The organism is Streptomyces sp. O3, assembly GCF_054788135.1.
In genome coordinates this window covers 74613-83608 of the sequence record NZ_JBTVYK010000030.1, presented here as the reverse complement: position 1 = coordinate 83608, position 8996 = coordinate 74613, and the positions used below count along the sequence as shown (strand labels likewise).

Here is an 8996-nt window from a genome sequence, read left to right as displayed (position 1 = left end):
CAGTTCCCTGGGCTTTCCTCCGGGCGCTTCCCTTCGGTGTTTCGTTCTTGCGTTTCCGACTCTATCAGACTCTTTCGTGTCCGATTTCCTCGGTGCCTTCCCGGTTCCCGCTCTCGCGTTTCCCTTTCCGGCGGCTCCGACTCTATCAGATCCTTTCGGGCCTGACTCCCAGTCAGAAGGGCTTGTCCTCACGGCCGTTGGGCCGTTCCGACGAGTGAGACTTTAGCGGAATCCCGGCCTCGAACCTAATCGAGTCCCGCCCTTTCGAACGCGGATTCCTCATTCCGCAAAGGCGCACGAAAACAAGCCCACGGTTGAGCATGGGTGGTTCTCATAGATCTTGCGGGATGGCTGTCCGGGGACCGACCAGGAGTCGGCGCTCACGTCGGACAACTCGGAGAACACTACGGAGCGGCCATGGGGGTGTCAACTTGGCGCGGCGGGGGCACTCGCGCGGTCGGTCAGCCGTTGCCGGAGGCCAGTTCTCTGCTGCGGTCGCGGGCCGCTTCCAGAGCGGCGATGAGGGCGGCTCGTACGCCGTGGTTCTCCAGCTCGCGGATGGCGTTGATGGTCGTGCCGGCGGGTGAGGTGACGTTCTCGCGGAGCTTGACCGGGTGTTCGCCGCTGTCGCGGAGCATCACGGCCGCGCCGATCGCGGCCTGGACGATCAGGTCGTGGGCCTTGTCGCGGGGCAGGCCGAGGAGGATGCCCGCGTCGGTCATGGCCTCGACCAGGAAGTAGAAGTACGCCGGGCCCGAGCCGGAGAGCGCGGTGCAGGCGTCCTGCTGGGCCTCGGGGACGCGGAGGGTCTTGCCCACGCCGCCGAAGATCTCCTCGGCGTGGGCGAGGTGCTCGGCGGTGGCGTGGCTTCCCGCCGAGATGACGGACATGGCCTCGTCGACCAGGGCCGGGGTGTTCGTCATGACGCGCACGACGGGGGTGTTCGGGGCCAGCCGTTCCTCGAAGTACGAGGTGGGGATGCCTGCCGCGCCGCTGATGACCAGGCGGTCGGCGGGGACGTGCGGGGCGAGCTCGTCCATCAGGGTGCCCATGTCCTGCGGCTTGACTGTGAGGATGAGGGTGTCGGCGGTCTTCGCGGCCTCCACGTTGCTGACGGAGGTGACGCCGTAGCGGGTGCGGAGCTCATCGGCGCGCTCCTGGCGGCGGGCGGTGACCAGCAGGTCACTGGGGGCCCAGCCGGCCCGGATCATTCCGCTGAGCAGGGCCTCGCCGATCTTGCCGGTGCCGAGCACGGCGACTTTCTGGGTCATGTCGGGTTCGCCCTCCGGGGTGCTGGTGTCGCGTCCGGGGCCATCCTCGCACCGGGAGTGTGGCTGGGGACGGCGTGTCCGATGCGCGGTATGTACGGGTACGCGCTCAGGGGGTGCGGCGGCGGAGGGTGGCCGCGCCCAGAGCGAGTACCAGGAGGGCGCAGAGGGCGACGATCACGATGTCGCGGACGAAGTCGGCGGTGATGTCCGGGTGGCGCAGGACTTCGTTCATGCCGTCGACCGCGTAGGACATGGGCAGGACGTTGGAGATCTTCTCCAGGATCGGCTGCATGTTCTCGCGGGCGGTGAACAGGCCGCAGAGGACGAGCTGGGGGAAGATCACGGCGGGCATGAACTGGACCGCCTGGAACTCGGACGACGCGAAGGCCGAGACGAAGAGGCCGAGCGCGGTGCCGAGGATCGCGTCGAGCAGCGCGACCAGGAGGAGCAGCCAGGGGCTGCCGATCACGTCGAGGCCGAGTGCCCAGAGGGCGAGGCCGGTGGCGAGGAGCGACTGGACGACGGCCAGGGCCCCGAACGCGAGGGCGTAGCCGACGATCAGGTCGGCCTTGCCCAGGGGCATGGCGAGCAGGCGTTCCAGGGTGCCCGATCGGCGTTCGCGCAGGGTGGCGATCGAGGTCAGCAGGAACATCGTGATCAGCGGGAAGATGCCGAGCAGGGAGGCGCCGATGTTGTTGAAGACGCCTGGGCTGCCGTCGAAGACGTACCGGAGCAGGAGCAGCATCACGCTGGGGACCAGGAGCATCAGCGCGATGGAGCGCGGGTCGTGGAGCAGCTGGCGCAGGACGCGTGCGGCGGTGGCGAGGGTCCGGGGAGCGGAGAGTACGGCGGTGTTCGCGGTGTTCGCGGTGTTCATTGTGTGGGCTCCTTGCTGGCGTCCGCCTGGGCCGCTTTGCGGGCGGCCGCCTCGTCGACCAAGTGGAGGAAGGCACCCTCGACGGTTTCGGTGTCCATGCGGTGGCGCAGGGCGTCCGGGGTGTCGTCCGCGAGGAGTTCGCCCTCGCGCAGCAGGAGCAGGCGGTGGCAGCGCTCGGCCTCGTCCATGACGTGGGACGAGACGAGGAGGGTGGTGCCGCCGCTGGCGATGTCGGTGAAGAGGTTCCACAGGTCGCGGCGGAGTACGGGGTCGAGGCCGACGGTCGGTTCGTCGAGTACCAGCAGTTCGGGGCTGCCGAGCAGGGCGACCGCGAGGGACGCGCGGCTGCGCTGGCCGCCGGAGAGGTTCCCGGCGAGCGCGTCGGCGTGTGAGGCGAGGTCGACGTCGGCGATCGCGCGGGTGACGTGCTCGCGGCGACGGGCGGCGGCCGCGCGGCCGGGGTCGAGGATCGCCGCGAAGTAGTCGAGGTTCTGGCGGACGGTCAGGTCGTCGTAGACGGACGGCGCCTGCGTGACGTAGCCGATGCGGGAGCGCAGCCGGGCGTCGCCCGCGGGGTGGCCGAGCACCTCCAGGGTGCCGGTGACCTTGGCCTGGGTGCCCATGATCGCCCGCATCAGGGTCGACTTTCCGCAGCCGGACGGGCCGAGGAGGCCGGTGATCTGCCCTCTCGGCACGGTGAAGTCGAGGCCGCGGAGCACTTCGCGCGGGCCGCGGACGACGGTGAGGCCCGCGGCGCGGATGGCGACGACGGGCCGGGTGCCAGCCGACCTGTCCGGCGTGCTGTCCGGCACACGGTTCGGCACCCCGTCCGCAAAATTCATCATGTGATGAATAATGCGTCGGGCGTCGCCTCGCGTCAAGCCGGGCGGCCGGTGCGCCGCCCACCGCGGGAAGCGGTCGGCGGTCAGCGGTCGGCGGTCAGCGGTGCGTGACGGTGAGGTCCAGGACGTACGGCTCGTCGACCACGCCGTCGGGGAACGCGCGCAGTACACGCTCGCGCTCGTCCGCCAGCACCGGCGCCGCCCGCTCGGGTCCGAGCGCCGCGAAGTAGGACCTGCTGCCGAGGTGCGCCAGGTGGACGTCGACGGGGACGCGGCGGGTCCAGCGCAGCCGCCGGGACACCGGCTGGCCGGGGGCGAGCCGGGTGATGATCTCCGCCACCCGGACGCTCAGCTCGTTCGTGTGATAGCCGGGCAGCCTGCGCCTGAGCCGGGCCTCCTGCTCGGCGGCCCAGTCGACATCGGGGTCGGGCTGGTTCCACCACAGGGCGAGCGCGCCGCCCGGCGCCAGGACCCGCAGGGCCTCCGGAACGGAGCGCTCCGGGTCGGTCCAGTGCCAGGCCTGGGCGTAGGTGATCAGATCGGCGCTGCGGTCGGCGAACGGCAGGGCGTCACCCACCGCGCGTACGAGCGGGACGTCGGGCAGGACCTCGCGGAGCTGGGCGCCCATCTCGGGGCCGGGCTCGACCGCGATGACGCTGGCTCCGCGTTCGGCGAGCAGGCGGGTCGCGATGCCGGTGCCCGCGCCCACGTCCAGGACGCGCGCGCCGCGCAGAGGACGTGCGGTCAGTTCCTCGATCGCGTCCAGGAGTGCGGGGGGATAGCCGGGACGGGCAGTGGCGTACTGGGGGGCGACCGCGTCAAAAGACAATGCGTAATCAGTCATGCACCCATCGTGCCGGCCTGATTAGTTCATTTCTTGCGCTTTGGCTTCTTTGTTCGAGCCTGCGGGTTGCCCGCGCGGCGGGCCTGGCGGCGTTCGTACTGGTCGCGGGCTGTCTCGTACTCGGCGCGGCGGAGCTTCTCGCCGGGCGCCTCGACCAGCGAGCGGAAGAAATAGGCGAGAAGTGCGCCGACGAAGCCGATCGCCATCATGCTGCGCAGCGACTGCTGGGTCTGCGGGTCGAGGCGCTTGCCGTACGACTCCCAGGTGCGGCGGAACGCGATCGCGCTGCACACCGCGAACATCACCACGACCAACACGCCGACGAAGCTGCCGATCTGCGCGATCTGCAGCCCCTCATAGCCGAACCGCAGGGCCAGGCAGCCGATCGCCGCGAGGGCCAGTGCGCCGACGGCGACGCCGACGCGGCGCAGCGCGTAACGGCCGTCGTGGTCGACCCAGGTCGTGCCGAAGAACCGGATCTCCTCGGGCTCGGGGCCACCGGACGAGCCGGGGGCACCGGGGACGCCGGAGGCGCTGGGGGTGCGGCTGGTGTCGGGTTCGTCGCTCACGCCGTCGATTATCCCCGGTGCCCGGCACCCGGTGCCCCCGGTACAGGTCAGCCCAGCTTGGTGACGTCTCGTACCGCGCCCTTGTCGGCGCTGGTGGCCATGGCCGCGTACGCCTTCAGAGCCTGTGAGACCTTGCGCTCGCGGGACTTGGGCGCGTAGACGCCGTCCAGGGCGGTGCGGCGGGCGGCCAGCTCCTCGTCGGAGACGAGCAGCTCGATGGAGCGGTTCGGGATGTCGATACGGATCCGGTCGCCGTCCCGCACCAGCGCGATCGCGCCGCCCGACGCGGCCTCCGGCGACGCGTGACCGATGGACAGGCCGGACGTACCGCCGGAGAAACGGCCGTCGGTGACCAGCGCGCAGGCCTTGCCCAGGCCGCGGCCCTTGAGGAAGGACGTCGGGTAGAGCATCTCCTGCATGCCCGGACCGCCCTTGGGGCCCTCGTAGCGGATGACGACGACGTCGCCTTCCTTGACCCCCTTGTTGAGGATCTTGTCGACGGCCTCTTCCTGCGAGTCGCAGACCACGGCCGGGCCCTCGAAGGTCCAGATCGACTCGTCGACGCCCGCGGTCTTCACGACGCAGCCGTCGACCGCCAGATTGCCCTTCAACACGGCGAGGCCGCCGTCCTTGGAGTACGCGTGCTCGACCGAGCGGATGCAGCCGCCCTCGGCGTCGGTGTCCAGGGACTCCCAGCGCTCGGACTGCGAGAAGGCGGTCGCGGAGCGGACGCAGCCGGGGGCCGCGTGCCACAGCTCGACGGCCTCGGCGGACGGGGAGCCGCCGCGTACGTCCCAGGTCTTGAGCCACTCGGCGAGCGAGTCGGCGTGCACGCTGTGCACGCCCTCGTTCAGCAGGCCGCCGCGGTAGAGCTCGCCGAGGATCGCGGGGATGCCGCCCGCGCGGTGCACGTCCTCCATGTAGTACGTGCCGCCGGGCGCCACGTTCGGGGCGACCTTGGCCAGGCAGGGGACCCGCCGGGAGATCTCGTCCATGTCGGCCAGGCCGTAGTCGGCCTCGGCCTCCTGGGCGGCGGCCAGCAGGTGCAGGATCGTGTTGGTCGAGCCGCCCATGGCGATGTCCAGGGCCATCGCGTTCTCGAAGGCTTCGCGGGTGGCGATGGCGCGCGGCAGGACCGTCTCGTCGCCCTGCTCGTAGTGGCGCTCGGCCAGCTCGACGACCGTGCGGCCCGCGTTCTCGTACAGGGCCCTGCGGGCGGTGTGCGTGGCGAGCACCGAGCCGTTGCCGGGCAGGGACAGGCCGATCGCCTCGGTGAGGCAGTTCATCGAGTTGGCCGTGAACATGCCCGAGCAGGAGCCGCAGGTCGGGCAGGCGTTCTCCTCGATACGGAGGATGTCCGCGTCCGAGACCTTGTCGTCCACGGCGTCGACGATCGCGTTGACCAGGTCCAGCTTGCGGACCGTGCCGTCCACGAGGGTGGCCTGGCCCGCCTCCATGGGACCGCCGGAGACGAAGACCGTGGGGATGTTGAGGCGCAGGGCGGCCATCAGCATGCCGGGGGTGATCTTGTCGCAGTTGGAGATGCAGATCAGGGCGTCCGCGCAGTGCGCCTCGACCATGTACTCGACCGAGTCCGCGATCAGGTCGCGGGACGGCAGCGAGTACAGCATGCCGCCGTGGCCCATCGCGATGCCGTCGTCGACCGCGATGGTGTTGAACTCGCGCGGGACGGCGCCCGCGGCCTGGATCGCCTCGCTGACGATCCGGCCGACCGGCGCCAGGTGGGTGTGGCCGGGGACGAACTCGGTGAAGGAGTTGGCGACCGCGACGATCGGCTTGCCGATGTCCTCGCTGGCTACGCCCGACGCCCGCATAAGGGCGCGGGCGCCCGCCATGTTGCGGCCGTGGGTGACTGTGCGGGACCTCAGCTCGGGCATCGTCGCTCGCTCCTTCAGGCGGGTAAGGCTGCTGCCGAGCCTACGCCGTCCATCCAAGATCCGGACGGCATGTCCGGAATGCGGGACAGCTGGCTCGCTGGGCGGTCACTTCTCGGTCAGGTAGCGCTGGAGAGTCGGCGCGACCATCGCGATGATCTCCTCCGGGTCCGCGGACGCGAGCGGCTCCACCTGGAGCACGTACCGCAGCACCGCGATGCCCACCATGTGCGAGGCCGCCAGCTCCGCGCGGAACTTCGGGTTCGGTACGTCCAGGTCCGCCGCGACCCGCTCCAGCACCCGGCGCAGCACGAACGCGCGCAGCACCTTCGCGGCCGCCTCGTGGGTCACCGCCGAGCGGATCACCGCGAGCAGGGGCTTACGGGTCGCGGGGTTCTCCCAGACGGACAGGAAGAAGCGGGCCAGCCGCTCGCCGACCCCCTCGGGGCCTTCCGCCAGTACGTCCGTGACCACCAGCGTCGGCTCGAAGGACACCTCGATGGCCGCCGCGAAGATCTCGTCCTTGGTGCCGAAGTAGTGATGGACCAGGGCCGGGTCCACGCCCGCGGCCTTGGCGATGCCGCGTACCGAGGTCTTGTCGTAGCCGCGCTCGGCGAACTCCTCGCGGGCCGCGGTCAGGATGCGGTCGCGGGTCGCGGGCGTGTCCGCGGACTCCGTACGGGGTGGACGGCCCCGGCGGCGGGGGGCCGCGGCGCTCATGACGGCTCCGTGGACGCGCGGAGGGTGGTGGGGGTGGCGGGAGTGGTGGGGGTTGCGGGGGCGGGGGCGGGGGCGGCCGGTGAGGCGGCGGACGCCAGGTGCCGCCGGGTGAAGGCCAGGGCCTCCGCCAGGTCGGTCTCGCGTTCGGCGCTGGACATCGCGCGCCGGGTGTTGACCTCGACCACCACATGGCCGTCGAAGCCGGTGCGGGCGAGGCGTTCCAGGAGTTCGGCGCAGGGCTGGGCGCCGCGTCCGGGCACCAGGTGCTCGTCCTTGGCGGAGCCGTTGCCGTCCGCGAGGTGCACGTGGGCGAGCCGGTCGCCCATGCGGTCGACCATCTCCAGGGCCTCGGTGCGGGCGGTGGCGGTGTGCGAGAGGTCGACGGTGAAGTGCCGGTAGTCGTCCTTGGTCACGTCCCACTCGGGGGCGTACGCGAGCATCTCGCGGTCGCGGTAGCGCCACGGGTACATGTTCTCGACCGCGAAACGCACGTCGGTCTCCTCCGCCATGCGCCACAGGCCGCTGACGAAGTCGCGCGCGTACTGACGCTGCCAGCGGAACGGCGGGTGGACCACGACGGTGGACGCGCCCAGCTTCTCGGCCGCCGCCCTGGCCCGCTGGAGCTTCACCCAGGGGTCGGTCGACCAGACCCGCTGGGTGATCAGCAGGCAGGGCGCGTGCACGGCGAGCACGGGAACGCCGTGGTAGTCGGAGAGTCGGCGCAGGGCCTCGACGTCCTGGCTGACGGGGTCCGTCCAGACCATGACCTCGACGCCGTCGTAGCCCAGGCGTGCGGCGATCTCGAAGGCCGTCGCCGTTGACTCCGGGTAGACCGAGGCCGTCGACAGGGCGACCTTCGCGGCCGGGACGCGCACCACTGGTTCTGCCACGAGGGACAGCGTACGGGCCTGGGCGCGGCGGCCGAGCGGCACCCCGGCGTCGGAGCGACGCCCCGCACCAGAGCGACGCCCCGGCGTCAGAGCTGCGCCGCGGCGTCAGAGCGACGCCACCTGGTCTTCCCGTTCTTCCTGGTCTTCCGGCAGGTGGTCCAGGCGGCGCAGGATGACGCCCTCGCGCAGGGCCCAGGGGCAGATCTCCAGCGTCTCGACGCCGAACAGGTCCATCGCGCCCTCGGCGACCAGCGCACCGGCGAGCAGCTGTCCCGCCCGGCCCTCGGATACGCCCGGCAGCTCACCGCGCTCGCGCTCGGTCATCGCGGCCAGCCGCGGCACCCAGTCCTCCAGGGACCTGCGCTTGAGCTCGCGCTGTACGTAGAGCCCGTCGGCCGAGCGCGCGGCGCCCGCGAGCCGGGCGAGCTGCTTGAACGTCTTCGAGGTCGCCACCACGTGGTTCGGGCTGCCGAAGCGGCTGAACTCCCCGACCGTGCGGGCGATCTGCGCGCGTACATGGCGGCGCAGCGCCTTGACGTCCTGCGGGTCGGGCGGGTCGCCCGGCAGCCAGGCGGCGGTCAGCCGTCCCGCGCCGAGCGGCAGGGACACCGCGGCGTCCGGCTCCTCGTCGATGCCGTACGCGACCTCCAGGGAGCCGCCGCCGATGTCCAGCACCAGCAGCCGCCCGGCCGACCAGCCGAACCAGCGGCGGGCGGCGAGGAAGGTGAGCTTGGCCTCTTCCTCGCCGCTGAGCACCTGGAGGTCGACGCCGGTCTCGTCCCGGACGCGCTGGAGTACGACGTCGGCGTTGACCGCCTCGCGTACCGCCGACGTCGCGAAGGGCAGGACGTCCTCACAGCCCTTGTCCTCGGCGGCCTGGAGGGCGTCCTGGATGGTGACGATCAGCAGGTCGACGCCCTCGGGGCCGATGGCGCCGCCGGCGTCGAGAAGTTGCGCGAGCCGCAGCTCCGCCTTGTGCGAGTGCGCGGGGAGCGGGCGTGCGCCGGGGTGTGCGTCCACCACCAGCAGATGCACCGTGTTCGATCCCACGTCGAGGACACCGAGTCTCATAGGGAAAACGCTACTGC

Annotated in this window: 9 protein-coding genes; all 9 read right to left on the bottom strand. The window is 71.3% G+C overall.

Annotated elements, in window-relative coordinates; all coding sequences use genetic code 11:
* Nucleotides 1-461: 461 nt before the first annotated feature.
* Nucleotides 462-1271 carry a pyrroline-5-carboxylate reductase gene (proC, locus tag ACX6XY_RS17170; RefSeq protein WP_460331374.1) on the bottom strand — a complete coding sequence of 270 codons (810 nt, stop codon included), beginning with the start codon at nucleotides 1269-1271 and terminating at the stop codon, nucleotides 462-464.
* Between the two features lie 106 nt (nucleotides 1272-1377).
* Nucleotides 1378-2148 carry an ABC transporter permease gene (locus ACX6XY_RS17165; RefSeq protein ID WP_460331372.1) on the bottom strand — a complete coding sequence of 257 codons (771 nt, stop codon included), beginning with the start codon at nucleotides 2146-2148 and terminating at the stop codon, nucleotides 1378-1380.
* Complete coding sequence (locus ACX6XY_RS17160) at nucleotides 2145-2990, bottom strand: ABC transporter ATP-binding protein (RefSeq protein WP_460331392.1); 846 nt, start codon at nucleotides 2988-2990, stop codon at nucleotides 2145-2147. The genes ACX6XY_RS17165 and ACX6XY_RS17160 overlap by 4 nt, the downstream gene beginning before the upstream one ends.
* Nucleotides 2991-3087: 97 nt before the next feature.
* Nucleotides 3088-3834 (bottom strand): class I SAM-dependent methyltransferase, encoded by a 747-nt coding sequence (locus ACX6XY_RS17155; protein ID WP_460331369.1) that lies wholly within the window; start codon nucleotides 3832-3834, stop codon nucleotides 3088-3090.
* Between the two features lie 26 nt (nucleotides 3835-3860).
* Entirely contained in the window at nucleotides 3861-4403 is a 543-nt protein-coding gene (locus ACX6XY_RS17150; RefSeq protein ID WP_460331366.1) for an EamA/RhaT family transporter, read from the bottom strand.
* A 47-nt stretch (nucleotides 4404-4450) separates the two neighbouring features.
* A complete protein-coding gene (ilvD, locus tag ACX6XY_RS17145) occupies nucleotides 4451-6301 on the bottom strand; it encodes a dihydroxy-acid dehydratase (RefSeq protein WP_460331364.1) in 1851 nt (616 codons plus the stop codon).
* A gap of 105 nt (nucleotides 6302-6406) precedes the next feature.
* Nucleotides 6407-7018: a TetR/AcrR family transcriptional regulator gene (locus ACX6XY_RS17140; protein WP_460331361.1), complete on the bottom strand. Its 612-nt coding sequence runs from the start codon at nucleotides 7016-7018 to the stop codon at nucleotides 6407-6409.
* Entirely contained in the window at nucleotides 7015-7908 is an 894-nt protein-coding gene (locus tag ACX6XY_RS17135; RefSeq protein ID WP_460331358.1) for a sugar phosphate isomerase/epimerase family protein, read from the bottom strand. The genes ACX6XY_RS17140 and ACX6XY_RS17135 overlap by 4 nt, the downstream gene beginning before the upstream one ends.
* A gap of 105 nt (nucleotides 7909-8013) precedes the next feature.
* Nucleotides 8014-8979 carry a Ppx/GppA family phosphatase gene (locus ACX6XY_RS17130; RefSeq protein WP_460331355.1) on the bottom strand — a complete coding sequence of 322 codons (966 nt, stop codon included), beginning with the start codon at nucleotides 8977-8979 and terminating at the stop codon, nucleotides 8014-8016.
* Between the last annotated feature and the right edge of the window lie 17 nt (nucleotides 8980-8996).

Excerpts from the sequence above, each read along its gene's own strand:
- proC (WP_460331374.1), bottom strand. The coding sequence starts at position 1,271 with ATGACCCAGAAAGTCGCCGTGCTCGGCACCGGCAAGATCGGCGAGGCC.
- ACX6XY_RS17165 (WP_460331372.1), bottom strand. The coding sequence starts at position 2,148 with ATGAACACCGCGAACACCGCGAACACCGCCGTACTCTCCGCTCCCCGG.
- ACX6XY_RS17160 (WP_460331392.1), bottom strand. The coding sequence starts at position 2,990 with ATGAATTTTGCGGACGGGGTGCCGAACCGTGTGCCGGACAGCACGCCG.
- ACX6XY_RS17155 (WP_460331369.1), bottom strand. The coding sequence starts at position 3,834 with ATGACTGATTACGCATTGTCTTTTGACGCGGTCGCCCCCCAGTACGCC.
- ilvD (WP_460331364.1), bottom strand. The coding sequence starts at position 6,301 with ATGCCCGAGCTGAGGTCCCGCACAGTCACCCACGGCCGCAACATGGCG.
- ACX6XY_RS17140 (WP_460331361.1), bottom strand. The coding sequence starts at position 7,018 with ATGAGCGCCGCGGCCCCCCGCCGCCGGGGCCGTCCACCCCGTACGGAG.
- ACX6XY_RS17130 (WP_460331355.1), bottom strand. The coding sequence starts at position 8,979 with ATGAGACTCGGTGTCCTCGACGTGGGATCGAACACGGTGCATCTGCTG.